Below are 26569 nucleotides of genomic sequence, written 5' to 3' on the forward strand. Positions count from 1 at the left end.
CGGACCTCGGCCTTACTGGCTCTTTCCGGAGCTTTTCCTCCGGGTTTCCGGTCGGGAGTGAACCCGTCTCCCGGAAGGACCGTCCTAGAGGGCGCAATAGTGCCGGATGCCGCTTTGGCGCCGGATTCAAGCTCTCTCGCAGAACTACGGGATGCGATGTCTGTCAGGATAGATGGGGAAATGTCGGGTGGGGTTCCGAGCAGTGGGGACCACCATCATGACGGGCGGCTCCACCGGATACTGCGCGGTCCGCGCCCGGAGGCAGTGCCGACCCTCGTCGCCAGGGCATGCCTGCTCGTAGGGCTGCTGAACGTGGCGGCGGGCGTGTTCCCGCGCTTCCGGCACAGCCGTATGCACGCCATCGCGGAGGTGCTGCCGGGTGCGCTCGGCCCCTTCGCGGCCGCGCTCGCGCTCAGCTCGGGCATCTTGCTGCTCCTGCTCGCGCACGGCCTGCGCCGCCACAAACGGCGGGCCTGGCGCGCCGCCGTGGTGCTGCTGCCCGCGGGCGCCGTGGCGCAGTTCACATACCGCCACTCCGTGATCGGTGTGGTGATCTCGCTCGCGCTGCTGGCGCTCCTGCTGCGCCATCGGAGTGAGTTCACGGCGCTGCCCGACCCGCGCAGCCGCTGGCGGGCACTGGCCAACTTCGTCCTCCTGGGAGCCGGGTCGATCCTCCTCGGTCTGGTGATCGTCAGCGCCCACCCCGGGAAGGTGATCGGGGACCCGAGCATCACCGACCGCCTGGCGCACGTCCTCTACGGCCTCTTCGGTCTCGAAGGCCCCGTCGATTACTACGGACGCACGTCCTGGACAGTTGGTTTCTCCCTGGGCGCACTCGGCATGCTGACCGCGCTCACCACCATCTACCTGGCCTTCCGCCCCGAGCACCCGGCCGCACGCCTCACCGAGGACGACGAGACCAAGCTGCGCGCCCTGCTCGACAAGCACGGCGGCCGCGACTCCCTGGGCCACTTCGCGCTCCGCCGCGACAAGGGCGTCGTCTTCTCCCCCAGCGGCAAGGCCGCCGTCACCTACCGCGTCGTCTCCGGAGTGATGCTCGCCAGCGGCGACCCGATCGGCGACGTCGAGGCCTGGCCCGGCGCGATCGAGCGCTTCATGGACGAGGCGAAGGCCCACTCCTGGACGCCCGCCGTCATGGGCTGCTCCGAGACGGGCGGCGAGGTCTGGACCCGCGAGACCGGCCTCGACGCCCTCGAACTGGGCGACGAGGCGGTGGTGGACGTCGCGGATTTCTCCCTGTCCGGGCGTGCGATGCGCAACGTGCGCCAGATGGTCAAGCGGATCGAGCGCAATGGGTACGAGACGCGCGTACGGCGCATCCGTGACCTCGGCGAGAACGAACTCGCCAGGATCCAGCGCGCCGCCGACGACTGGCGCGGCACCGACACCGAGCGCGGCTTCTCCATGGCGCTCGGCCGTATCGGCGACCCGGGCGACGGCGACTGTCTGATCGCGACCGCCCACAAGACCGACGAGGAAGCGGGCCCCTACGGCGACCTGAAGGCCGTCCTCCACTTCGTCCCCTGGGGCAAGGACGGCGTCTCCCTGGACCTGATGCGCCGCGACCGCTCGGCCGACCCCGGCATGAACGAGCTGCTCATCGTGGCCTCCCTCCAGGCCGCCCCGAAGCTCGGCATCGCGCGCGTGTCCCTCAACTTCGCGATGTTCCGCGCGGCGCTCGCCCGCGGCGAGAAGATCGGCGCGGGCCCGGTGCTCCGCGCCTGGCGCGGACTGCTCGTCTTCCTGTCCCGCTGGTTCCAGATCGAGTCCCTGTACAAGTTCAACGCGAAGTTCCGCCCCCGCTGGGAGCCCCGCTTCGTGGTCTACCGCTCCAGCAAGGACCTGCCCCGCATCGGCTTCGCCGCGATGCAGGCCGAGGGCTTCGTCACCCTCGCGCTGCCCCGGTTCCTGCGCAGGGGCACCGCGCAGCGCCGTCCCTGCCCGCACCAGGCCGCCGAGCGCGAGGTCCAGGCGGCGTAAGCGGGCCTTGTCCGGGCCTAGGCTGGACGCATGAGTACGTTGCGCGGGCGGGGAACGGTCCAGGGGCTGCCGGAGTGGGACCGCTGTGCGGTCATGGGGGTCGTGAACGTGACGCCCGACTCCTTCTCCGACGGCGGCCGCTGGTTCGACACCACGGCCGCCGTCAAGCACGGCATCGACCTGGTCGCGCAGGGCGCCGACCTGGTCGACGTCGGCGGCGAGTCCACCCGCCCCGGCGCACCGCGCGTGGACGAGGCCGAGGAGCTCAAGCGCGTCGTCCCCGTGGTGCGCGGCCTGGCGGCCGAGGGCGTCACGGTCTCCGTGGACACCATGCGCGCCACCGTCGCCGAGCAGGCGCTCGCGGCGGGCGCCGTCCTGGTCAACGACGTCAGCGGCGGCCTCGCCGACCCGCGCATGGTCCCGGCGGTCGCCGCCGCGGGAGCCCCCTTCGTCGTCATGCACTGGCGGGGCTTCCTCACCGACATCCACGCCGAGCCGCACTACGAAGACGTGGTCTCCGAAGTCGTCGACGAGCTCCACGCGCGCGTGGCGGCCGCCATCGAGGGCGGCATCGCCCCCGAGCGCATCGTCGTCGACCCGGGCCTCGGCTTCTCCAAGGACGCCGAGCACGACCTGGCGCTCCTGGCCCGCCTCGACCGGCTCCGCGAGCTCGGCCACCCGATCCTGGTCGCCGCCTCCCGCAAGAGGTTCCTCGGCCGGGTCCTCGCGGGCCCCGAGGGCGCCCCGCCACCCGCCCGCGAGCGCGACGCCGCCACCGCCGCGGTCTCCGCCATCGCCGCCCACCAGGGCGCCTGGGCGGTCCGCGTGCACGAGGTGCGGGCCACCGCCGACGCGGTCCGCGTCGCCCAGGCCGTGACGGACGCCGCGGGCGGCCACAAGTGACCGGGGCCCAGACCGACGTCCAACAGGTCGAACGCGCCAACACCGCCTTCTACGAAGCACTGGAGCGCGGCGACTTCGACGAGGTCTCCGACCTGTGGCTGGACTCCGCGGAGGACGGCGAAGGCGGCGAGGACGGCGAGGACGGCGGCGAGGCCACGACCGGCGAGGCGATCTCCTGCGTGCACCCCGGCTGGCCGGTGCTCACCGGCCGCGGCGAGGTCCTCAGGTCGTACGCGCTGATCATGGCGAACACGGAGTACATCCAGTTCTTCCTGACCGACCTCAAGGTCGGCGTCGCCGGTGACACCGCCCTGGTGACCTGCACCGAGAACATCCTCAGCGGCGGCCCGCCCCCGGAGGGCGGCGGCGAGCTCGGCCCGCTGGTGGGTCAGCTCGTGGTCGCCACGAACGTGTTCCGGCGCACACCCGACGGCTGGAAGCTCTGGTCACACCACGCCTCCCCCGTGCTGGCCGAAACCGACGACGAAGAAGGCGACGAGACACCCTCCTGAGTGGGTAGGTGCCGAGAAGTGGTTGGGATCACGGGCTGCCGGGTATGGGCGGCTACCAGCCACGCGCCGCGGCCGGATCGCGGCGCGATGCCCGTCCACCGTGGCGGCCTACGGGCCCCGCGGGCGAGCACTGTCGGTGCTCGCAGGTAGATTCGATCGAGGCTGGTGTGCCGACCGCACTCGGTGCAGGCCTGCCGATACCGACGATTGCAGGAGTGATTCGCGTGGATCGTGTCGCGCTGCGCGGCCTCAAGGCCCGCGGGCACCACGGTGTCTATCCGCGGGAGCGCGAAGAAGGCCAGACCTTCATCGTGGACCTGGTGCTTGGCCTGGACACGCGAGCGGCCGCGGCCGACGACGACCTGGCGAAGACCGTGCACTACGGAATCGTGGCCGAGGAGGTCGCGGCCGTCGTCGAGGGCGAGCCCGTCGACCTCATCGAGACGCTCTCCGAGCGCATCGCCCAGACGTGTCTGAAACACGACGGAGTCCTGGAGGTCGAGGTGTGCGTGCACAAGCCGGACGCCCCGATCACCGTCCCCTTCGACGACGTGACCGTCACCATCACCCGGAGCCGAGTATGACTGCGCCCTTCAAAGCGGGTCAGAGCGACCCGACCGTCCAGCCGGTGCCCACCTCCGTGGTCGAGCAGGTGGACGCCGCGGACACCACCCTGTCCAACCCCAAGCGCGCCGTGATCTCCCTCGGCAGCAACCTGGGCAACCGCCTCGAGACCCTCCAGGGCGCCATCGACGCCCTGGAGGACACCCCGGGGCTGCGCGTCAAGGCCGTCTCCCCGGTGTACGAGACCGAGCCGTGGGGCGTCGACCCCGGCTCCCAGCCCTCGTACTTCAACGCGGTGGTCGTGGTGAAGACGACGCTGCCGCCCGCCTCCCTCCTGGAGCGCGCGCACGCGGTCGAGGAGGCCTTCCACCGCGTACGCGACGAGCGCTGGGGCCCCCGCACGATCGACGTGGACATCGTGGCGTACGCCGACGTGGTCTCCGACGACCCGACGCTCACGCTGCCCCACCCGCGCGCGCATGAACGTGCCTTCGTGCTCGCCCCTTGGTACGACGTGGAGCCCGAGGCCCAGGTCGCGGGGCGCGGCCCGGTGGCCGAGCTGCTCGCAGGCATCGGCCGCGACGGCGTCCTGCCCCGCGCCGACCTGGAACTCCGGCTGCCCGAGTAGTCGTTGGAGAAGGCGGTCGAGAAAAGCAAGCCGATGAAGGGTCACCCGTGAAGCAACTGCGCATCAGGACACTGGCCGGCCTCTTCCTCGTGGCCGGAGTGCTGTCCTGGTCGGGCGCCCGCCTGTGGGACTCCGTCGGCACGCTGCCGCGGGTTCCGCTGGCCGCGCCCATCGTGCTCGCGGTGATCGCCGTCGTCCTCCTTGCGACGGCGCTCTCGCTGCGCTCCCGGCTGCGCGCCCAGCGCGAGCGACGCCCCGACGCCAAGGGCGTGGACCCGATGATGGCCGCGCGCGCCCTGGTCTTCGGCCAGGCGAGCGCCCTGGTCGCGGCCCTCGTCTCGGGGATGTACGGCGGCGTGGGCGCGTTCATGCTGGAGTTCCTCGACATCCCCGCGCGCCGGGACCAGGCGCTCTACGCCGGGCTCTCGGTCCTGATGGGCATCGCCGTCATAGCGGCGGCCTTCTTCATGGAGCGGGTGTGCAAGCTCCCTGAGGACGACGACGAGGACGCGGGGGCGGCCCCGGCGGCGTAACGCCGGACCCGCGCTCCCCGCCCCTCACAGGCGCCTCCAGCAGCCCACAGGCACCCGCAGGCGATCTCCCGGACGCCTACATCAGCGTCCCGCCCTCGACCTCCGTCTCGCCGAGGATCCCCGCCAGCCGCGTGAGCACCTCCGCGTCCAGCTCCACCAGCGCCGCGGCGAGGTTCTCCTCGATGTGCGCGGGCGTACGGCTGCCGGGGATCGGCACCACGTTCGGGTCCTGGTGGAGCAGCCAGGCGAGGGCCAGCTGCGCCGGGGTGATGCCCAGCTCCGCCGCCACACCCCGCACGGGCGCGAAGCGGTCGTTGTTCGCCTTCAGGTTCGCCGCGTCGAAGCGCGGCGCGTTCTGCCGGAAGTCCCCCTCGTCGACCTTGCCGACCGTGCCGGTCAGGAACCCGGCGCCCAGCGGCGACCACGGCACGAGCCCGACCCCCAGCTCGCGCGCCGCGGCGAGCAGTTCCGGCTCGGCGGGCTTCCACATCGACCACTCGATCTGCACCGCGGCCACGGGGTGCACGGCGTGCGCGGCCCGCAGCTGTCCCGCCGTCACGTTGGAGAGCCCGAGATGGCGCACGAGCCCCGCCTCGATCAGCTCGGCGACCGCGCCGACAGTGTCCTCGAAGGGCACCTGCGGGTCGGGGAAGTGCGGGTAGTACAGGTCGATGTAGTCCGTCTCCAGGCCGCGCAGGCTCGCCTCCGCGTAGCCGCGCACGTGCTTGGGGTCGCCGTTGACCGCGAGCTCCCCGAAGGCGTACCCGATGGGGAAGGGGTGCGGCTCGACGCCCTCCGGCAGCCGGAAGCCGAACTTGGTGGCTATCGCGACCCGGTCGCGGCGCCCCCGAAGAGCGCGGCCGACGAGCCGTTCGTTGTGCCCGTCGGCCCCGTAGCCGTCGGAGGTGTCGATGATCGTGGCGCCCGCGTCGACGGCCGCCCGCAGCGCCCGCTCGCCGCGCTCGTCGTCGACCTCGCCGTACACCCCGGGGGAGAGCACCATGGCGCCGTATCCCAGCGCGGAGACCTCAAGGCCGCCGAGCCTGCGGGTGGGCAGCGACTGCTTGCTTGTCTGTGTCATGCACGCAGTCTTTCGGCCAACGCGGCATCGCGTCCCGCACTTCCGCCACAACCGCCGTCCCCGGCAGGCGATTTGAGTGGATCAGCCGGAACCGCTCCGCCTCAGCGCGCCATGATCAGGCTCATCGCCTCATTGCGCGTCGCGGGATCGCGCAGCTGCCCGCGCACCGCGGAGGTGATGGTCTTCGCTCCCGGCTTGCGCACCCCGCGCATCGACATGCACATGTGCTCGCACTCGACGACCACGATCACGCCGCGCGGCTCCAGGATCTGCATCAGGGAGTCGGCGACCTGGGTGGTCAGCCGCTCCTGGACCTGCGGCCTGCGGGCGTACACGTCCACGAGCCTGGCCAGCTTCGACAGACCGGTGATCTTGCCGTCCGCCGACGGGATGTAGCCGACGTGGGCGACGCCGTGGAACGGCACCAGGTGGTGCTCGCAGGAACTCTGCACCTCGATGTCCTTCACCAGGACCATCTCGTCGTGGCCGAGATCGAACGTCGTCGTCAGGACGTCCTCCGGCTTCTGCCACAGACCGGCGAATATCTCCTTGTACGCCCGTGCGACGCGCCCCGGGGTCTCCCGCAGCCCCTCCCGGTCGGGGTCCTCCCCCACGGCGATCAGGAGCTCTCGCACGGCGTTCTCGGCCCGCTTCTCGTCGAACTCACCGATCGCGCCCTCGCCGTCCAGCGTCACGGGGTCGGTCATCTGTGCCTCGTTCCTGTACGTTCCCGCGCCTGCCGTGCGCGGGAGTGAGCGTGCCAATTGCGGGCGTACGAAATAAGCCGCGCCCCCCAGGCTAAAACCAGGGGGGCGCGGCATCCATTCCGGGCCTGCTGAGGCTCGCGGGATCAGCTCTCGGGACGGTCCTCCGGGACGACCTCGATGGGCTGGTCCGCCGTGCCCGCGGTCACCGCGGGGGTGGCGCCGTTCGCACCGTTCGTCAGTGACAGCTCCCTGGGGGAGAGCACCGGCGGGCGGGTCGAGGGCGTACGCCGCGAGGAACCGGTCCACGCCGGGCGGGCCGGGCGCTTCACGATGCCCGCGAAGATCTCGGCGATCTGCTCCTTGCCGAGGGTCTCCTTCTCGAGCAGCTGGAGAACCATGTTGTCGAGGATGTCGCGGTTCTCGACGAGGATCTCCCACGCTTCGTTGTGCGCGGTCTCGATGAGCTTCTTGACCTCTTCGTCGACCAGCGCCGCGACCTCTTCCGAGTAGTCCCGCTGGTGACCCATCTCGCGCCCGAGGAAGGGCTCGCTGTTGTCACCGCCGAACTTGATCGCGCCGAGCCGCTCGGTCATGCCGTACTGCGTGACCATCGCGCGGGCCGTGCTGGTGGCCTTCTCGATGTCGTTCGCGGCGCCCGTCGTCGGGTCGTGGAAGACGAGCTCCTCGGCCGCGCGCCCGCCCATCATGTACGCGAGCGTGTCGAGCATTTCGTTGCGCGTGGTCGAGTACTTGTCCTCTTCGGGCAGGACCATGGTGTAACCCAGGGCACGGCCGCGGGACAGGATCGTGATCTTGTGGACCGGGTCCGCGTTCGGAGAGGCCGCCGCTACCAGGGCGTGGCCGCCCTCGTGGTACGCGGTGATCTTCTTTTCCTTGTCGGACATGATCCGGGTCCGCTTCTGCGGGCCCGCCACGACGCGGTCGATCGCCTCGTCGAGGGAGTGGTTGTCGATCAGCTTCTTGTCGCTGCGCGCCGTGAGGAGCGCCGCTTCGTTCAGCACGTTCGACAGGTCGGCGCCCGTGAAGCCCGGCGTACGCCTGGCGACCGCGCCCAGGTCGACGTCCGGAGCGACCGGCTTGCCCTTCTGGTGGACCTTGAGGATCTCCAGACGGCCCAGCATGTCCGGGCGGTCGACGGCGATCTGCCGGTCGAAACGGCCCGGGCGAAGCAGCGCCGGGTCGAGGATGTCGGGCCGGTTCGTGGCGGCGATCAGGATGACGCCGCCCTTCACGTCGAAGCCGTCCATCTCGACGAGCAGCTGGTTCAGCGTCTGCTCGCGCTCGTCGTGGCCACCGCCGAGACCGGCACCGCGGTGGCGACCCACCGCGTCGATCTCGTCGACGAAGACGATCGCCGGGGCGTTCGCCTTGGCCTGCTCGAAGAGGTCACGCACACGGGAGGCACCGACACCGACGAACATCTCGACGAAGTCGGAACCGGAGATCGAGTAGAACGGCACCCCGGCCTCACCGGCGACGGCGCGCGCGAGCAGCGTCTTACCCGTACCGGGCGGGCCGTAGAGGAGCACGCCCTTGGGGATCTTGGCGCCGACCGCCTGGAACTTCGCCGGCTCCTGGAGGAACTCCTTGATCTCGTGGAGCTCCTCGACCGCCTCGTCGGACCCCGCCACATCGGAGAAGGTCGTCTTCGGGGTGTCCTTGGTGATCAGCTTGGCCTTGGACTTCCCGAACTGCATGACCCGGGAGCCGCCGCCCTGCATCTGATTCATCAGGAACAGGAAGACGACGACGATGAGGACGAAGGGGAGCAGCGAAAGCAGAATGCCGACGAACGGGTTCTGCTTCGACGGGGAGACGGTGTAACCGTCCGGGATGTCCTTGCTCTCGTACTTGGCCTGCAGGGACTTGGCGAGGTCGACGCCCTGGTCGCCGATGTAGCTCGCCTGGATCTTGCTGCTGTCCTTGACCTTCTGGCCGTCCTTGAGCTCGACCTTGATGATCTGCTCGTCACCGGTGGTGAGCTTGGCTGATTCGACCTTGTTGTCGTTGATCGCCTGGACGACCTGGCCGGTGTCCACCGTCTTGTAGCCACCGGACGAGCCGACGACCTGCATCAACACGACCACGGCAAGGACGGCCAGCACGATCCACATGACTGGCCCACGGAAGTATCGCTTCACGTCCATCCATACGGAGCGATGACGCCCCGTCCCTCCTGCCATAGTGAGTTTGATAAAGACTGTTCTTCGGACGGTACCCCAGCATTGTGACCCGAAGCCGCACGGGAGTGCTGGCAATCCCGCCTTCCCTTGCTCCAACGGCGGGAAACGGGTGAGGGTTCCCCGACGCCGCGTACGCCCTTACGGAGCGTCAGCCTCCGTAGACGTGCGGAGCGAGCGTCCCGACGAACGGGAGGTTGCGGTACTTCTCCGCGAAGTCGAGGCCGTATCCCACGACGAACTCGTTGGGGATGTCGAAGCCGATCCACTTCACGTCGATCGCGACCTTCGCCGCCTCCGGCTTGCGCAGCAGCGTGCACACCTCGAGGGAGGCGGGCTCCCGCGAACCGAGGTTGGAGAGCAGCCAGGACAGCGTCAGACCGGAGTCGATGATGTCCTCGACGATCAGGACGTGCTTGCCCTTGATGTCGGTGTCCAGGTCCTTGAGGATCCGGACGACGCCCGAGGACTGCGTGCCCGCCCCGTACGACGAGACGGCCATCCAGTCCATCGTGACGGGGGTGGACAGCGCACGCGCCAGGTCCGCCATGACCATCACCGCGCCCTTGAGGACGCCGACGATCAGCAGGTCCTTGCCCGCGTACTCCGCGTCGACCTTCGCGGCCAGCTCAGCCAGCTTCGCGTCGATCTCTTCCTTGGTGATGAGCACCGACTGAAGGTCGGTGCCCATGTCTTTCGCGTCCACCCGCATCACTTTCGGTCGTCACACCGGCCACACGGGGCCCACGGTGAACGTGGCCCTCTCGTCAGCCTTGCCGGATCACCAGTCTGCCACCCTGCCGCTGAGCCACGACTTTGCCCGGGAGATTGATGGCCCCCTGGCCGCGCCAGCCGGTGATCAGACGGTCGACCTCTTCGATGTGCCGGGCGAACAGCGAACCGGCGGGCGCCCCGGCCTCGATGGCGGCCCTGCGCACGATGCGGCGGCGCACGGCGGGCGGCAGGGCGTAGAGCTTGGCGCACTCCAGGAGGCCCGTGGCGTCCCGCACGCTCGTCTCGGCCTGGGCCGCCCAGCTGTCGAGCGCGTCGGCATCGTCCCTGGACAACTGCGCCGTACGGGCGAGGGCCTCGACGACGCCTTTGCCGAGCGCCTTCTCCAGCGCGGGCAGGCCCTCGTGGCGCAGCCGGGAGCGGGTGTACGCCGGGTCGGTGTTGTGCGGGTCGTCCCAGACGGGCAGCGACTGGACCATGCAGGCCTTGCGGGCGGTCTGCCGGTCGATGTGCAGGAAGGGGCGCCGGTAACGTCCCGCGGCCCCCGAGGTCGCGGCCATTCCGGACAGGGAGCGGATCCCGGAACCGCGGGCGAGACCGAGCAGGACGGTCTCCGCCTGGTCGTCGCGGGTGTGCCCGAGCAGGACGGCGGCTGCTGAATGCCGTTCGGCGGCGGCATCCAGGGCTGCGTAGCGGGCGTCACGGGCGGCGGCTTCGGGGCCGCCGTCCCTGCCCACGTCCACGGCGACGGACTCGGCCGGGGTCAGGCCGAGCGCGGTCATGCGCACCACGACCTCGGCGGCGCGCAGGTCCGAGCCCGGCTGCAGGCCGTGGTCGACGGTGACGCCGCCGGCGCGGATGCCGAGCTTGGGGGCCTCGAAGGCGAGGGCGGAGGCGAGCGCCATGGAGTCGGCGCCGCCGGAGCATGCGACGAGCACGAGCGGCTGGGCCTGCTCGCGCGCGAGTGGGGGGTCGTTCTCGGTGCTGCGCTGTACGTCGGTCAGTACGTCGTGGAGTACGCGGCGGACCGCCAGGCGTATCGCCGCGACCGCAGGATGGGGACCCATGTCCGGTTCCCTTCATGAAGTTCGGGGGGTGAGCCTCGGAATCAGTCACTCAGGACCAACTCGGGAGTTCGGGGCCCCTCGGGGGACCTTGCTTTCCCTTGAGTTCGGTCACTCAGAGTGTGTCGATGGTGACAGAGCCGAGCCGTTCCCCGAGCATTGCACGCCTACCCAGCGCCTACGGTCCCTCGGACGGGTGATTGCGGGGGCGTTCTCCTGCCATCGGCCGCATCCGGTCCCTCACTCTCCCTTACGGTGCACCCTCGCGACCCAGTCCGCCGGTTTGGCGATCTCCGCCTTGGTGGGCAGCGTGTTCGGAGACGTCCAGACGCGGTTGAAGCCGTCCATGCCGACCTCGCCCACGACCGCGCGCACAAAGCGCTCGCCGTCGCGATATTGGCGCAATTTCGCGTCGAGGCCGAGGAGCTTGCGCAGCGCCTGGTCCAGGCGGCTCGCCCCGCGAGCCCGCCGCTCCTTGAACTTCTCCCTGATCTCGGCGACGGAGGGCACCACGGCGGGTCCCACGCCGTCCATCACGAAGTCCGCGTGGCCCTCCAGGAGGGACATCACGGCCGTGAGGCGGGCGAGGATCTCGCGCTGGGCGGGGGTCTGCACCAGCTCGACGAGGGAGCGCCCGCCGTCGTCCTCCTCGCCCTCGGGGCGCCCGCCAGCCAGCGACTGGGCGGCCTCCCTGACGCGCTCCAGGACCGTCATGGGATCGACCTCGGTCTCGCCGAGGAACGACTGGATCTCACCCTCGATGTGGTCGCGGAGCCAGGGCACGGCGGAGAACTGGGTGCGGTGCGTCTCCTCGTGGAGGCAGACCCAGAGCCTGAAGTCGTGGGGGTTCACGTCCAGTTCGCGCTCGACGTGCACGATGTTCGGTGCGACGAGCAGGAGCCTGCCGCCGCCGTTCGCCCCCGCGGGGAGCTCGCGGGTGGCCGGGGCGAAGGTCTCGTACTGCCCGAGGACGCGGGAGGCCAGGAAGGACAGGAGCATGCCCAGCTCCACGCCCGTCACCTTGCCGCCGACCGCGCCGAGCACGGCGCCGCCGGGGCCCGCTCCCCGCCGGTCCTGCATCTTCTCCAGGAGGGGCTTGAGGAGCTCGCGGAAACCTGCCACGTTCGCCCGGACCCAGCCTGCGCGGTCCACGACGAGCACGGGGGTGTCGTGGATCTCTTCCGTGCCCATCCGCGTGAAGGAACGGACGTGTTCCTCCGAGGACTTGGCGTGCCTGCGGAGCTCCGCGACGACGGCGCGTGCCTCGTCCCGGCTCACCTCAGGGCCCGGGCGCACCAGGCGGGTCGCGGTCGCCACCGCGAGATTCCAGTCGACCATCTCGGCACCACCGATGCTCGTCATGCGTCAACCGTACGTGGTCCCTCCCCGGCGTGGAGGGGGTTGGAACCCGGGCTTGGCCCTGGGCGTGCCCCTAGGGGCCCCGGGGCTGGGCCCCGGCGGTGTTTCATCCGCGGGCCGGAGGGGGCTGAGCGCGCAGTTCCCCGCGCCCCTAACGGGGCCCGGAGCCGCACATGTCACAGCCCCGCGCCCCTAACGGGGCCCTGCCCCCCCGACGGGGCCCGTTACCTGCAGCCGCAGTTCGCCACCGTCGAAGCCATGCTGTCCAACGCCTTCTGGGCCGCCTTCGCGTCCGTGGTGCCCGTGGTCATGAAGGCGAAGACCAGGAGGCGGCCGTCGGCGTCCACGACCGTGCCGGAGAGGGTGTTCACGCCGGTGAGCGTGCCGGTCTTGGCGCGGACCAGGCCGGTGCCAGGGGAGTCCTTGGGGTAGCGGTCGACGAGGGTGCCGGTGAAGCCCGCGATGGGCAGGCCCGTCAGGACGGAGCGCAGTTCGGGGCGGGCGGGGTCGGCGGCGCGGTCCAGGAGCTCGGTGAGCAGCAGGGCCGATGCCCGGTCGGCGCGGTCCAGGCCGCTGCCGTCGGCGAACACGGCGTCTCCGACGGGGAGTTCGAGCTTGTCTAGCGCCGCGCGGGTGGCCGCGCCCGCGCCGTCGAAGCTGGCGGGCTCCTTGGCGGCGAGCGCCGTCTGGCGTGCCAGGTGCTCGGCGATGTCGTTGTCGCTGTGCGTCAGCATCCGCTCGACCAGGAAGGACAGCGGCGGCGACTCGGTCTTGGCGAGGGACTCGGCGCGGCCCGACGCCTTGGAGGGTCCTGGCTGCCCCTTCGTCTTGATGCCGTGGTCCTTGAGGAAGCCCTCGAACTTGCGCACCGCGTCGCCCGCCGGGTCCTCGGTGCGCGGCGCGGGGCCGCTCGACGAGTCGTCGAGGCGGCCCTCGTCGACCATCAGGGGGCTGACCGGCGTGATGTTCTCGTTCGGGCTGATCGGGTGCGGCACAGGGCCGGAGTACAGCGAGGTGTCGTACGAGAGGGTCACCTCGTCGACGTCGCGGGCCTTCAGGGCGCGGGCGGTGTCCTCGGCGAGGGTGCGCAGGTTCGCCGCGGTGTCGGTGTAGCGGCCGTCCTTGCGGGCGGTGAGCGTGGGGTCGCCGCCGCCGACCAGGACGACCTCGGGGGTGCCGGGGGCGTCGGTCTCGATCACCGTCTTGGTGGTGATGCGGTGATCGGGTCCCACGGAGCCCAGCGCCGCGACCGCCGTGGCGATCTTGATCGTGGAGGCGGGCGTCAGGAGCTTGTCCGCGTCCTTGCCGTAGACGCGCTTGCCGGAGGCCGCGTCCACCACGACGGCCGCCTTCTCGGGGCCGAGCGCGGGATCCTTCATGATCGGGTCGAGGACGTCGGCCAGGGCGCGTCCCGTCGGCACGGGCGCCGTCCCCGCGGGCGCGCCGAGCCCGGCGAGCACGGAGGGCGCGCTGGGAGGTCGTCCGGGCGTACGACCTCCGTGATCTGCGCCACCCCCGGCTTCCCGGGAAGCGGCCCAGTCCCGCTCGGCCGTACGCTGGCCGGAGGAGTCCCAAGGGCCGGCCGCGGCCACCGCCCCGGCCGAGATCGCCAGGCCGACGGTGGCGGCACCCGCCGTGAGCTGCCAGGTCTTGAGCTTCCCCGAAACCCGGGGGAGCTTGACGGCAGAGGGCTTGGGCAGCTGTCTCCACAGCTGCCGAGGCCGCTGCCAAGGCTTGAGCTCCGGCACGACGTCCAGCCCCTTTCGCGATCACACATCTGCGTGAGGGACACTTAATCACCCGAAGTATGTGCTGATCATGGAGGAGCCACCCGTGGAGTTCGACGTCACCATCGAGATCCCGAAGGGTTCGCGGAACAAGTACGAGGTGGACCACGAGACCGGCCGGATCCGTCTGGACCGTCGCCTCTTCACGTCGACCAGCTACCCCGCGGACTACGGATTCGTCGAGAACACCCTCGGCGAGGACGGTGACCCGCTGGACGCCCTCGTCATCCTGGACGAGCCGACCTTCCCGGGCTGCCTCATCAAGTGCCGCGCGATCGGCATGTTCCGGATGACCGACGAGGCGGGCGGCGACGACAAGCTGCTCTGCGTCCCGGCCTCGGACCCCCGCGTGGAGCACCTGCGCGACATTCACCACGTCTCCGAGTTCGACCGCCTGGAGATCCAGCACTTCTTCGAGGTCTACAAGGACCTGGAGCCCGGCAAGTCCGTCGAGGGCGCCGACTGGGTCGGCCGTGCGGACGCCGAGGCCGAGATCGAGAAGTCGTACAAGCGCGCGGAGGCGCAGGGCGGCCACTGAGCCACCGGCCGCCACCGGCTTCGAACGGGCCGCGTGATCCGACTTCCGGATCGCGCGGCCCGTTCGCGTTTCTGTGCTCATACTGACGTACGGATCTGTGCTCATACTGGCGTACGGAGGGTGCGCACGTGTCGGACGAGAAGTGAGGCAAGGAGTGTCCGAGCAGGAGGCCGAGGACCGCAAACCGCAGTCGGACGAGGCCCGCAGCGCCTTCGTGCAGCCCAGCGGGGTGACGCAGCAGGCACCGACGCTCGATGACGAATCGCAGACCACGTCGGAGTTCGCGATCCCCACGGGCCTGGCCACCCCCGCGTCGACGACGCAGGAGACGGAGAAGTCGGCGTTCACCACGCCGCACACCTACAGCTCCCGCAACCCTCCGCAGGCCTTCACGCCCGCGCAGGGCATCCCCCTGGTGAAGCTCACCAAGGAGGTGCCCTGGCAGGACCAGATGCGCACGATGCTGCGGATGCCGGTCGCCGAGCGGCCCGCTCCGGAGGCCGCGCAGAAGCAGGAGGACGAGACCGGGCCCGCCGTGCCCCGCGTGCTCGACCTGACGCTGCGCATCGGGGAGCTGCTGCTCGCGGGCGGTGAGGGCGCCGAGGACGTCGAGGCGGCCATGTTCGCCGTCTGCCGGTCCTACGGCCTGGACCGCTGCGAGCCGAACGTGACGTTCACGCTCCTGTCGATCTCGCACCAGCCCTCGCTCGTCGACGACCCCATCACGGCCTCCAGGACGGTGCGCCGCCGCGGCACCGACTACACGCGGCTCGCGGCCGTCTTCCACCTGGTGGACGACATCAGCGACCCGGACATCGACGTCTCCCTGGAGGAGGCCTACCGCCGTCTGGCGGGCATCCGCCGTAACCGCCACCCCTACCCCGGCTGGGCGCTCACGGCGGCCAGCGGGCTGCTCGCGGGGTCCGCCTCCGTACTCGTCGGCGGTGGCGCGCTCGTCTTCGTAGTGGCCGCTTTCGGCGCGATGCTCGGCGACCGGCTCGCCTGGCTGTGCGCGGGGCGCGGGCTGCCGGAGTTCTACCAGTTCGTGGGCGCCGCGATGCCGCCCGCCCTGATGGGTGTGGCGCTCAGCTTCACGCATACGGAGGCATCGATGGCCTCCGCGGTCATCACCGGTGGGCTCTTCGCGCTGATCCCCGGGCGGGCCCTGGTGGCCGGTGTGCAGGACGGCCTGACCGGCTACTACATCACCGCCGCCGCGCGCCTCCTGGAGGTCATGTACCTCATCGTGGGCATCGTCTGCGGCGTCCTGCTCGTGCTGTCGCTCGGCGTGATGCTGGACGCGACGAACCTGACTCCGGAGACGAAGTTCGGCGTGACCTCGTCGCGTCCTGTCATCCAGATCCTGGCGTCGATGGCGCTGAGCCTCGCCTTCGCGATCCTGCTCCAGCAGGAACGTCACACCGTGGCGATCGTGACCCTCAACGGCGGCATCGCCTGGGTGATGTTCGGTGCGCTCGCGCAGACCCCGCTCAAGCTCTCGCCGGTCGCGGCGACAGCTATCGCGGCCGGACTCGTGGGGCTGTTCGGGCAGCTCTTCTCGCGCTATCGATTCGCGTCCTCACTGCCGTACGTGACGGCTGCGATCGGGCCGCTGCTGCCGGGTAGCGCGACGTACTTCGGGCTGCTCGCCCTGGCGCAGAACGATCTCAACACGGGCATCAACTCGCTCACCAAGGCCGTCGCGACGGCGCTTGCCATCGCAATCGGCGTGAACCTGGGGAGTGAGGTGTCGCGGTTGATCCTGAAGGTGCCGGGGGCCGCTTCTGCGGCGAATCGGCGTGCGGCTAAGCGGACCAGGGGGTTCTGACCCTGTGGGCCGGGGTTTCGGGGGGGGCGCTGCCCCCGGGCCCCCGGTCCTCAAACGCCGGACGGGCTGATTTTCCTCCGGACCGGCTGAAGGTGAATCGCTACCGCTTCGCGTGCCTGCCGCGCTGCGTCGGGGGCGTGCCCTGGGGGCCGCCATCGGCCGACGCCGCCGCCGCCTTCTTGGACTTGCTGCGTGCCCTCAGGAACTCGATGGCGATCGGGACCACCGAGATGAGGACGATCAGGATGAGGATCGCCTCGATGTTCTTGTGGACGAACTCGATGTTCCCCAGCCAGGCGCCGAGCAGCGTCACGCCCGCGCCCCACAGGACGCCGCCGATGACGTTGAACGTGATGAACGAGCGGTACCGCATGCCGGAGACACCCGCGATGATCGGCGTGAAGGTGCGCACGATCGGCACGAAGCGGGCCAGGACCAGGGACTTCGGGCCGTACTTCTCGAAGAACTCGTGGGCCTTGACCACGTTCTCCTGCTTGAAGAGCTTGGAGTCCGGGCGGTTGAAGAGCGAGGGGCCGACCTTCTTGCCGAACAGGTAGCCCGCCTGGTCGCCGAGGATCGCGGCGAGGCAGATCAGCAGGCAGGCCAGCCACAGCGGGGTGTCCAGCTTGTTCGTCGTGATCAGCAGGCCCGTGGTGAACAGCAGCGAGTCGCCCGGCAGGAAGAAGCCGATCAGCAGGCCCGACTCGGCGAAGACGATCACCAGCAGGCCCCAGAGACCGAACTGGTTCAGCAGGTAATCCGGATCCAGCCAGCTTGGTCCGAGCGCAAGCGTCGTCACGGTTCCGGGCTCCTGGGGGTGAGGGGGCGGTGCGGCGGCGGGTGCAGCCGCCCAAAGCTATCAACGTGAGGTGACTCGACCAGGTTCCACCGTCCCTCCCAGGGTGCACTGTGCGACAACTGGGACAAAGCTGTGTGCCATGGGTATCGAAGATTTCGGCGGGGGCCTCAATCCCCAGTCCGACGTACTGGTCGTGACCACGAACGACGTGCCGGGGTACCGGGTGACCCGCGTGATCGGTGAGGTCTTCGGCCTCACCGTGCGGTCCAGGCACCTCGGCAGCCAGATCGGCGCGGGTCTGAAGTCCATGATCGGCGGCGAGCTCAAGGGGCTCACCAAGACGCTCGTGGAGACCCGCAACCAGGCCATGGAGCGCCTCATCGAGCAGGCACGCGCGCGTGGCGCCAATGCCGTCCTGATGTTCCGCTTCGACGTCACCGAGGCGCTGGACGGGGCCGCGGAGGTCTGCGCGTACGGGACGGCGGTCGTGATCGCGCAGGAGTAGCAGGGGTAGCAGGAGCAGGGGACACGGAGGCTAGTGGCGGCGGCCCCTGCGGACGGCCGTCCCTCGGCTCCTCGCGAGCAGGACCAGCGCGAGGCCGAGCAGGCCCGCGAGGGCCGCCGCGATGGCGAGGGCCGTGCTGTGGTCGTCGGTCCCGGTGGGCGGCAGCACCGGCGTGGTGGGGCTGGGGCTCGGGCCCGGCGGCTCGGGCGGGAGCGTGATCTTGACGGTGCCCGCGCGGCAGTCCCGGGCGGTCGAGCCCTTCGGACAGTTGGTGCCGGGGCCGGTCGCCACGACGCCGTTCTCCAGGGTGCGGTCGCCGGGCTTCGCCTTGACCGTGAAGGAGTACGTGACGGTGACCCGGCCTCCCGCGGGCAGCGTGCCCGTCCAGCGCAGGACGGGCGGCGCGTAGGACACACGGCCCTCGCTCGCGCTCGCGTCGCCGTTGTACGTGGCGTCGTCGAGCACTCCGGAGAGGTCGTCGGTGAACCCCGCGTCCTGGAAGGCGGCCGTGCCCTTGTTGGTGACCTCGACGGTGTACGTCACCTTCTCCCCCGGCTTGGGGGACGTGCCGCCGAGCACCGACTTCTTGAAGTCGAGGAGCGACACGCGCGTGGTGACCAGGCACTCCTGGCGGTCGTGCGTGTCCGTCGGGCAGTTGCTGGGGTCGAACGGCGTCCACAGGTAGGAGGTCAGGATCCGGTTCCCGTGGTCCGTGCGCTTGACCTCCGCGGAGTAGCGGACGGTGGCCTTCTGGCCGGGGGCGAGGCCGCCGTCCTCCCAGCGGATCAGCTTCTCGTGCGTGTGCGGCGCGGCGGCCCGCACGGCCCCGGTCCCGGCTCGCACGGCCCCGGTCCCGGCCCGCTCCACCCGGTCGACGACCCGTGCCGTGCCCCGGTCCGCGGCGGGGTCACCCACGAGGGTCGCGTCGTCGACGACGTCGTCGATGCCGATGAAGAAGACGGGTTTGTCGGCCGCCGCCTTCCCGGTGTTGGTGATCGTGGCGACGTACGCGACCCGGTCGCCCCGCCGGGCGGCCGTCTGGTCCGCGTGGTGCTCCACGCGCAGCCTCGGCAGCCCGCTGTCCGTGCCGCACTCGGGGCCCGGCTTCGCGGCGCCCGGCGGGCAGTTGGCGCCCGGCTCGGGCGAGGTGACGCGGTTCTTCAGGCGGGCGTCGCCGCGCGGGAGCCGGTCGGCGGTGACCGAGTACGTGAGGGTCACCGTGCCGCCCGCCGCGATGTCGCCCGTCCACGTCAGCTTCTCGCGCACGGGGTCGAGGACCGGCGCCGGGCCCGACGACGCGCGCGCGTCATCGTTCCACTCGGCGTCGTCGAGCACTCCGGAGAGGTCGTCGCTGAGGGTGTAGTCCCGGTAGGGCGCGGTGCCGCCGTTGCGCACCTCGACCGTGTAGGTGACCTGCTCGCCCGGCTTCGGCAGGCGCGGGCTCACCGACTTGCTCAGGGACAGGTCGCTGACGCCGACCGTCACCGTGCACTCCGCCTCCGGGGACCCTGCCGGGCAGTTGCCGCCAGGAACGTCGCTGGAGACGGTGTTGACCAGCTTCCGGTCGCCGCCCGCGAGCAGCTTCTCCGGCACGGTCACGCTGTAGGTGAAGGTCGCGCTCTCGCCGCGCGCGATGTCGCCGGTCCAGGTCAGCCTGGGTTCGGCGTAGGACGTCGTGCCGCTCGCCGCGCGCGCGTCCTCGTTGTACGCGGCGTCGTCGACGACGTCGGTGAGGTCGTCGACGACGCGTACGCCCGTGACGTCATTGCCACCGGTGTTGGCGACGGTGACCGTGTACTTCACGGTGCCGGTCGCCCCGACCGAGGTGTGGTCGGCCTTCTTGGAGATCTCGACGCGCTGGGCGGCGACGGGGCTCGCGCTGGCGGTGGTGCCGGTGACCGTGTCGCGCGGGACGGGTCCCTCGATCATCGTCACGGTGTTCGCCGGTGCCTCCTTGGCCTTGCGGTCCAGGGTCCCGGCCAGCGTCCAGGTGACGCTGGCGCCCGCCGCGATGCTCTCCGAGCAGAGGAAGCCGTTGCTGCCGAACGCGGTGCACGGCTCGGTGCCGCCGGTCATCGTCGCGTCCGTCACGCCGTCGGGCGTCTTCTCCACGACGTTGACCACCGGGGCGTCGGACGGTCCGTCGTTCTTGGCCGTGATCCGCCACTCGATCCGGCCGCCGGGCAGCACCGGCGAGGTGACGAGCACCTTGGAGATGGTGAGCGAGGTGCGCCCCGAGACCTCGCCGGTGGGCGACGCCACGGCCGTGTGCGTCGGCGTGTTCGGGTCGGGGCCGCCGGTCACCGTGGCCGAGTTGGCCGGGGCCTTGGTGGCCGACGAGGCGAGCGTGCCGCTCAGCGTCCACGACTTCGACGCGCCGACCGCGATGTCGACGGCCGCGCAGGTGAACTCGCCGGAGGCGAGCGCACACTCCGAACTCCCGCTCATAGAAGCCTTGCTGACCCCGTCGGGCACGGCGTCACGCACCACCACGCCCCGTGCCCGCGAAGGCCCGTCGTTAGTGACGGTCACCTTCCACTGGATCCGCTCGCCCGGCACCACCGGGGACGTCAACAACACTTTGGACACACTCAACGACGCCCGCCCGGTCACCGACTCCGACGGCGACGCCACCGCCGTACGCTCCGAAGCACTCGGATCAGGACCACCCGTCACCGTCACCGAATTCGACGGCGCCGCCGTCGCATCCGCGTCCAACGTCCCGCTCAACGTCCACGACTTCGACCCACCGGCCGGAATCTCCACGGCATCACACGTGAACACGGCCCCGGACCGCGTACAGGCCGAATCACCCGTCATCGAAGGCCGCAGCACCCCGTCAGGAACGGTGTCCTTCACGACGACGTTCCTGGCCCGCGAAGGACCGCCGTTCTTCACCGTCACCCGCCACTGGATCCGCTCCCCCGGCACCACCGGCGACGTCAACAACACCTTCGTCACACTCAACGAAGCACGCCGCTCCGCCGACTCCGACGGCGACGCCACCGCCGTACGCTCCGAAGCACTCGGATCAGGACCACCCGTCACCGTCACCGAGTTCACCGGCGCCACCGTCGCGTCCGCGTCCAGCGTGCCGCTCAACGTCCACGACTTCGATGCGCCGGGCGCGATGTCCACGGCCGCGCAGACGTATTCCCCCGAGGTGAGCGTGCAGTCCGACGCCCCGTCCATGGAGGGGGAGTTGACGTCCGTGGGGACCCGGTCCCGTACGACCACGTCCCGGGCCCTCGAAGGACCGCCGTTCTTGACCGTCACCTTCCACTGGATCCGCTCCCCGGGCACCACCGGGGACGTCAACAACACCTTCGTCACACTCAGCGAGGCGCGCCCGGTCGCCGTGGAGGGCGAGGCCACCGCCGTGCGCGTGGCCGCGCTCGGGTCGGGGCCGCCCGTCACCGTCGCCGTGTTCTCCGGTGCCGATGTCTCGCCCGGCGCCAGGGTTCCGGTCAGGACGAACGTCCGCGATGCGCCCACCGCGAGGTCGAAGGCCGGGCAGACGGCCTCGTCGTCCGTGACCGGGCACTCCTCGTCCGTGGTGGCGCGGAAGCGCGGCTCGCTCACACCGGCCGGGATCCGGTCGCGTACGACGAGGTTCCTGGCCCTGGAGGGGCCGTTGTTGGTGACCGTCACCCGCCACTCGATCTCGCCGCCCGGCACCACGGGCGAGGTGATCAGCGTCTTGGAGATGCTGATGCGGGCCCGCGGGTCGAGCGAGCCGGAAGGGGAGGCCGTCGCGGTGTGCGTCGCGTCGTCCGGGTCGGGGCCGCCCGTCGCTGTAGCCGTGTTCACGGGGACGCTCGTGGCGTCCTCGGCGAGCGTGCCGCTCAGGGTGTACGAGCGGGACGCGCCGACCGCCAGCTCGATCGCGGGGCAGGTGGCCGTGCGCGAACTGATGGGACAGGCAGCGCTGTTGGCGTCGTCCGTCAGGGTCGCGTCCTCGACCGACGCAGGAACGCGGTCCTCGACCACCACGTTCCTGGCGCGCGAGGGGCCGTCGTTCTTGACCGTCACCCGCCACTGGATCCGCTCGCCCGGCACCACGGGCGAGGTCAGCAGCACCTTCGACAGCCGCAAGCGCGCCTGGCCGTCGGGAGATTGGCTCGGCACGGCGGTCGCCGTGTTGTTCCCGGTGCTCGGGTCGGGCCCGCCCGTCACGAACGCCGTGTTCGTGGGCGTCGCGGTCGCGTCCGCGTCCAACGTCGCGGTCAGGGTGTACGACTTCGTGGCGTCCACGGCCAGTTCGACCTCCGGGCACTTCGCCGTGCCCGCGGTGACCGGGCAGCTCGTGCCGTCGTCGTCGGCCGTCATCGACGCCTTCGAGACGCCGTCCGGGATCGGGTCGTTGACCTGCACCTCACGGGCCCTGGACGGACCGTCGTTCTTCACCGTGACCCGCCACCGGATCTGCCCGCCCGGCACCACGGGCGAGGTCAGCAGCGTCTTGGAGAGGGTCAGATCGGCCCGGCGGGTGAGGGACTCGCTCGGCGAGGCGACCGCCGTGTGCTCGCTCGCGCTCGGGTCGGGGCCGCCGGTCACCGTCACCGTGTTCGTCGGCGTCTTCGTCGCCTCCGAGGAGAGCACGCCGGTCACGGTGAACGTCTTCGTCGCGCCGACCGCCAGGTCGAAGGCGGGGCAGACCGCCTCGTCCGCCGTGATCGGGCACTCCGTACCGTCGCTGTCGGCCATCTTGCGCGGGGCGGTCACCGAGGCGGGAATCCGGTCCCGTACGACGATGTCGCGCGCCGTGGAAGGCCCGCTGTTCCGCACCGTCACCCGCCACTGGATCGTCTGCCCCGCGACCACCGGCGAGGTCAGAAGGACCTTGGTGACGGTCAGCGAGGCGCGGCCCGCGGGGGACGCGGTGGCGGACGCCGTCGCCGTGCGCGTGGCCGCGCTCGGGTCGGGGCCGCCGGTCACGGTCGCGGTGTTCACCGGGGTCTTGGTGGCTCCCGGGTCGAGTACGCCCGTCAGGAGGTAGGAGACGGAGGCTCCAGGGGCCAGTTCGACGGCCGGGCAGACGGCGGTGGATCCGGTGAGGGGGCAGTCCGTGTCGTCGGCCTCGGCCCGCATCCGGGGGCGGGAGACGTCCGCCGGCACCGTGTCCCTGACCACCACGTTCCTGGCGCGGGAGGGGCCGGTGTTCTTGACGGTCACCCGCCACCGGATCTGCTCGCCGGGCACGACGGGCGAGGTCAGGAGCACCTTGGTGATCTCAAGTGCCGCGCGGGCATCGGGACTTGAGGTGGGCGAGGCGGTGGCGGTGCGCTCGGAGGCGCTCGGGTCGGGGCCGCCCGTCACCTTCACCGTGTTCGTGGGCGTCGTCGTCGCGTCCGCGTCGAGCGTGCCCTTCAACGTCCACGTCTTCGTACCGCCCGCCGCGATCTCCACGGCAGCACACGTGTAGACGCCGGAGGCCAGCGTGCAGCCCGCCATCGACGTAGCCGTCACACCATCCGGAACCGTGTCCTTGACCACCACGTTCCGCGCCCGCGAAGGCCCGTCGTTCTTGACGGACACCCGCCACTCGATCTCCTCGCCCGGCACGACCGGCGAGGTGACCAGGGTCTTGGTGACGGTCAGCGAGGCGCGGCCGTCGGGCGAGGCGGAGGGCGAGGCGACTGCCGTGCGCTCGGAGGCGCTCGGGTCGGGGCCGCCGGTGACCTTCACCGTGTTCGTGGGCGTCGCCGTCGCGTCCGCGTCGAGCGTGCCCTTCAGCGTCCACGTCTTCGTACCGCCCGCCGCGATCTCCACGGCAGCACACGTGTAGACGCCGGAGGCCAGCGTGCAGCCCGGCATCGACGTAGCCGTCACCCCATCCGGAACCGTGTCCTTGACCACCACGTTCCGCGCCCGCGAAGGCCCGCTGTTCTTGACGGACACCCGCCACTCGATCTGCCCGCCCGGCACGACCGGCGAGGTGACCAGGACCTTGGTGACCTCAAGTCCCGCCTCGGGCGCGGCAGTCGACGGTGAGGCCGTCGCCGTGCGGGTGGCCGCGCTCGGGTCCGGGCCGCCCGTCACCGTCGCCGTGTTCTCCGGCGCCGCCGTCGCGTCCGCGTCGAGGATGCCGCTCAGGTCCCACTGGCGGCTGACGCCCGGCGGGATGTCCACGACCGTGCAGGTGAACTCGCCGTCGGCGAGCGTGCAGGTCGACGAGCCGTTCATGCGCGCGTTCGTCACGCCCGTCGGAACGCGGTCCTTCAGCACCACGTTCCGGGCCACGGAGGGTCCTGTGTTCTTCAGTGTGACCCGCCAGGTGACCTCCTTGCCCGGTACGACGGGCGAGGTGGTCAGCACCTTGGTGAGCTGCAGCCCCGCCTTGGGGTCGGCGTTCAGGCTGGAGTCGGAGCGGCACGAGGACTTGCAGTTGGCGTCCGTCGTGTCCGCGGGCCGGGTCACGAACGCGCTGTTCTGGAGCTGTCCCGTCGTGTCGGCGGGCACGGTCCCCGTGACGGTGTACGTCACGGCTCTGCCCGGCGCGATGTCGACGAGCCGGTCGATGGGCCCCGTGCCCGAGGTCGTGGTGCCGCACGAGGTGGTGCCGCCGCCGTCCGCCTTGCAGCTCCAGGTGAAGTCCTTCAGCGGTCCTGTCAGGCTGTCGGTCACGCGGGCGCCGATCGCGGGCGCGGGACCGGAGTTGACGATCCTGATGGTGTAGGTGAGCGGCTCGCCCGCCACGTACGAACCCGTCGCCGGGGTCTTGGTGACGCTCAGGCCGACCTCGGTGATCCACTGGAGGACGATCTCGCCGTTGCCGCCGTTGGTCGGGCCGCCCCCGTCGCCGATGCCGGAGCGGTAGAACGTCTCGCCACGGCCGCCGGACGTGCCGCCCTGCTGGTTGGCCGCGCTCGAACCGCCGCCTACCGTACGGCCGTTGGTGACGCCGTCGCCGCCGATGAAGCCGGAACCCCCGCCGCCCGCGCCGTTGAGATCGGTGGCCCCGGACGCCAACTGGCAGCGGCCGCCGCCGCCACCGAAGTACCCGCCACCGCCACCGCCACCGCCCTCGTTGCTCGCGGCGGAGCCGCCGTCGCCTCCCCAGCGCGACCTGCCCGCCTTCGGAGCGGTGACGCAGCCGCCCTGGGTCGCGGCCGCGCCGCCCGCGGTCTGGGTGCCGCCGCGGCCCGAGTACGCGGGCCGGTTGTCCTCGCCGCCGCTGTTGCCGCCGCCACCGCCCGGTACGGGGGTCTGGGTGTCCGCGCCGGGCGACGCGCCGCCGCCACCGCCCGCGACCAGCGGCATGGCCCATTCGCCGGACTTCCTGGTCCACACCGCGGACAGGCCGCCGCCGCTCGCGCCGTTCGCCTCCGTCCGCCCCGCGCCGCCGGGGCCCCCGTACCCGTAAGGAGTGGCCGTGCTGTCCATCTGGCCGCCCTGGCCGACCATCATGGTCAGCTCCTGGCCGGGCGTGACGGCCAGCGTGCCGAGGGTGAACCCGCCGCCACCGCCGCCCCGTTGGCCGGTGTAGTAGGAGGTCTTGGTGCCGCCACCGCCCGCGCCCCACATCCGCGCCTGCACGGACGTCACCCCGTCCGGCACCGTGAAGGCCTCGTCGGCGCCCGAGTACGTGAAGCGGCGGCAGTCCGTCGCCCACGGCTCGGGCGTGCAGTTCTCCGCCGCCCGTCCGGCGCCGCGGCGCTCGGTGCGCGGCGCGGGTCCCTTCGCCGAGGTGGGCCCCTTCGCCGAGGTGGATCCCTTCGCCGAGGCAGATCCCTTCGCCGGGGCGGTCCGCTCACGCCGCGGCCCTGGCGGCGCCGCGCTCTTGTCGGCCTTCAGCTCGGCCTTCAGCGCCGAACTCCCGTCACTCTTCGGACTCTTGCCCGTCCTCGCGGCCGCGCTCCCGCCCGTCTCCGGAGTCGCGCTCCCCCCGGCCTCAGGCGCCGCCTCGATCCACACCTTCGCGGCCCGCAGCGCACGCCCACCGGCCGTCTCCACGCTCCCCTGGACCTCGTCCCCGTCCCCGCCCCCCGTCACCTTCGCCCGGTACGAGACCTGCGGGGCGTCACCCGAGAACGCGACGACGAGGCGGGCCCCCGACGTTCCCGCCGCTCCCGGCACTCCCGCCGCTCCCGCCGCTCCTCCGCGCGCCACCACCGTCACCTTCGACGTGTCCTGGCCGCGGTGCGCCGGATACCCGAGCCCGCTCAGGTCGAGCAGCCCGTCCCTCACCTTCCTCTTGGTGAAGCCCTTCAGCGGGCTGCCCGCCGCGTCCCGCACGGTCACCGTCACCGCGCGAGAACCACCCGCCGCGCCGTCGACCCGCACAGCGCGCCAGCCCCGTACGTGCAGGGAGTCCGCCCGCCCGTCGGCGTAGAACGCGCCGGGATCGACCGCCACCTTCGCCGCGCCGCCCGCGAAAGGCGCTCCCGCGACCGTGGCGGGCCCTTCGACGCCCGTCGGGTAACGCCCCGTCAGACTCAGTCCACCGGAGGTCACTTGGCCGGTCACACCCGGCGGGGTGCGCAGCGATCCTGGCTCGTACGACAACCTGTGGTCGATGCGGTCCGTGAGCGCGAGGTCCGGATCGCCCGCCGCCAGGTCGGGGAGGTTGATCACCCAACGTGACGTCCCGCCCGCGGCCACGCGCGTCAGCGGCATGCCGCCGGTGCCCACCGGATACTTGCCCTCGCCCGCGACGGCGGCCTCGCGGCGCGCCGCCGCGTCGGCCCAACTGCCCGCCTGCGCCCAGGAAGGCAGGCCGACGAGCAGCGCGAGCACCAAGCCCAGAACGTGCAGTCTGCGGGCGTGAGTCATGCGGGCATGCCTCCGTGGCGGGCCGGGCACGCCGCTGACGGAGAGTCACCGC

General features: G+C 71.3%; 18 protein-coding genes. 9 read left to right on the top strand and 9 right to left on the bottom strand.

Features of this window, described 5'->3' with window-relative positions:
* The first annotated feature begins 180 nt into the window (after positions 1-180).
* The 6 genes from CP970_RS19020 to CP970_RS19045 all read left to right on the top strand — a co-directional run bounded on the left by CP970_RS19020 (position 181) and on the right by CP970_RS19045 (position 5141).
* The gene (locus CP970_RS19020) at positions 181-2001 is read left to right on the top strand and encodes a phosphatidylglycerol lysyltransferase domain-containing protein (RefSeq protein WP_055549812.1); all 1821 of its coding nucleotides are present in this window, start codon (positions 181-183) and stop codon (positions 1999-2001) included.
* A 30-nt stretch (positions 2002-2031) separates the two neighbouring features.
* Positions 2032-2904: a dihydropteroate synthase gene (gene folP / locus CP970_RS19025; RefSeq protein WP_079043667.1), complete on the top strand. Its 873-nt coding sequence runs from the start codon at positions 2032-2034 to the stop codon at positions 2902-2904.
* Entirely contained in the window at positions 2901-3416 is a 516-nt protein-coding gene (locus tag CP970_RS19030) for a nuclear transport factor 2 family protein (RefSeq protein ID WP_055549816.1), read from the top strand. The genes folP and CP970_RS19030 overlap by 4 nt, the downstream gene beginning before the upstream one ends.
* A 224-nt stretch (positions 3417-3640) precedes the next feature.
* A complete protein-coding gene (gene folB / locus CP970_RS19035; RefSeq protein WP_055549818.1) occupies positions 3641-4000 on the top strand; it encodes a dihydroneopterin aldolase in 360 nt (119 codons plus the stop codon).
* Positions 3997-4608 (top strand): 2-amino-4-hydroxy-6-hydroxymethyldihydropteridine diphosphokinase, encoded by a 612-nt coding sequence (gene folK / locus CP970_RS19040; protein ID WP_055549820.1) that lies wholly within the window; start codon positions 3997-3999, stop codon positions 4606-4608. The genes folB and folK overlap by 4 nt, the downstream gene beginning before the upstream one ends.
* A gap of 47 nt (positions 4609-4655) precedes the next feature.
* A complete protein-coding gene (locus CP970_RS19045; protein WP_055549821.1) occupies positions 4656-5141 on the top strand; it encodes a DUF3180 domain-containing protein in 486 nt (161 codons plus the stop codon).
* Positions 5142-5217: 76 nt separating this feature from the next.
* Here the strand turns inward: CP970_RS19045 and CP970_RS19050 are convergent, their stop codons facing one another.
* From CP970_RS19050 to dacB, 7 genes are all read right to left on the bottom strand, one after another.
* The gene (locus tag CP970_RS19050) at positions 5218-6222 is read right to left on the bottom strand and encodes an aldo/keto reductase (RefSeq protein WP_055549823.1); all 1005 of its coding nucleotides are present in this window, start codon (positions 6220-6222) and stop codon (positions 5218-5220) included.
* A gap of 101 nt (positions 6223-6323) precedes the next feature.
* Positions 6324-6929 carry a GTP cyclohydrolase I FolE gene (gene folE / locus CP970_RS19055; protein ID WP_055549825.1) on the bottom strand — a complete coding sequence of 202 codons (606 nt, stop codon included), beginning with the start codon at positions 6927-6929 and terminating at the stop codon, positions 6324-6326.
* A 143-nt stretch (positions 6930-7072) separates the two neighbouring features.
* On the bottom strand, positions 7073-9097 hold the full coding sequence (ftsH, locus tag CP970_RS19060) for an ATP-dependent zinc metalloprotease FtsH (RefSeq protein WP_055549827.1): 2025 nt from the start codon (positions 9095-9097) through the stop codon (positions 7073-7075).
* Between the two features lie 184 nt (positions 9098-9281).
* Positions 9282-9842 (bottom strand): hypoxanthine phosphoribosyltransferase, encoded by a 561-nt coding sequence (gene hpt, locus CP970_RS19065; RefSeq protein WP_055549829.1) that lies wholly within the window; start codon positions 9840-9842, stop codon positions 9282-9284.
* A 55-nt stretch (positions 9843-9897) separates the two neighbouring features.
* Entirely contained in the window at positions 9898-10929 is a 1032-nt protein-coding gene (gene tilS, locus CP970_RS19070; RefSeq protein WP_055549831.1) for a tRNA lysidine(34) synthetase TilS, read from the bottom strand.
* A gap of 237 nt (positions 10930-11166) precedes the next feature.
* A complete protein-coding gene (locus CP970_RS19075) occupies positions 11167-12288 on the bottom strand; it encodes a zinc-dependent metalloprotease (protein WP_055549833.1) in 1122 nt (373 codons plus the stop codon).
* Positions 12289-12509: 221 nt separating this feature from the next.
* On the bottom strand, positions 12510-14033 hold the full coding sequence (gene dacB, locus CP970_RS19080) for a D-alanyl-D-alanine carboxypeptidase/D-alanyl-D-alanine endopeptidase (RefSeq protein ID WP_079043668.1): 1524 nt from the start codon (positions 14031-14033) through the stop codon (positions 12510-12512).
* Between the two features lie 85 nt (positions 14034-14118).
* Between dacB and CP970_RS19085 the strand changes: the two genes are divergently transcribed.
* The gene (locus CP970_RS19085) at positions 14119-14610 is read left to right on the top strand and encodes an inorganic diphosphatase (RefSeq protein WP_055549835.1); all 492 of its coding nucleotides are present in this window, start codon (positions 14119-14121) and stop codon (positions 14608-14610) included.
* Between the two features lie 154 nt (positions 14611-14764).
* Positions 14765-16438, top strand: coding sequence for a threonine/serine exporter family protein (locus CP970_RS19090; RefSeq protein ID WP_055549837.1), 1674 nt, complete (start codon positions 14765-14767; stop codon positions 16436-16438).
* Between the two features lie 100 nt (positions 16439-16538).
* Here the strand turns inward: CP970_RS19090 and CP970_RS19095 are convergent, their stop codons facing one another.
* Positions 16539-17237, bottom strand: a complete 699-nt coding sequence (locus tag CP970_RS19095) for a DedA family protein (protein ID WP_055549839.1) — start codon at positions 17235-17237, stop codon at positions 16539-16541.
* A 139-nt stretch (positions 17238-17376) separates the two neighbouring features.
* Here CP970_RS19095 and CP970_RS19100 point away from each other — a divergent pair, with 139 nt between their 5' ends.
* Positions 17377-17742, top strand: coding sequence for a YbjQ family protein (locus CP970_RS19100; RefSeq protein WP_055549841.1), 366 nt, complete (start codon positions 17377-17379; stop codon positions 17740-17742).
* A gap of 30 nt (positions 17743-17772) precedes the next feature.
* Here the strand turns inward: CP970_RS19100 and CP970_RS19105 are convergent, their stop codons facing one another.
* Positions 17773-26517 carry a DUF7927 domain-containing protein gene (locus CP970_RS19105; RefSeq protein WP_055549844.1) on the bottom strand — a complete coding sequence of 2915 codons (8745 nt, stop codon included), beginning with the start codon at positions 26515-26517 and terminating at the stop codon, positions 17773-17775.
* Positions 26518-26569 lie beyond the last annotated feature (52 nt).

Source organism: Streptomyces kanamyceticus (assembly GCF_008704495.1).
Lineage (GTDB): Bacteria > Actinomycetota > Actinomycetes > Streptomycetales > Streptomycetaceae > Streptomyces > Streptomyces kanamyceticus.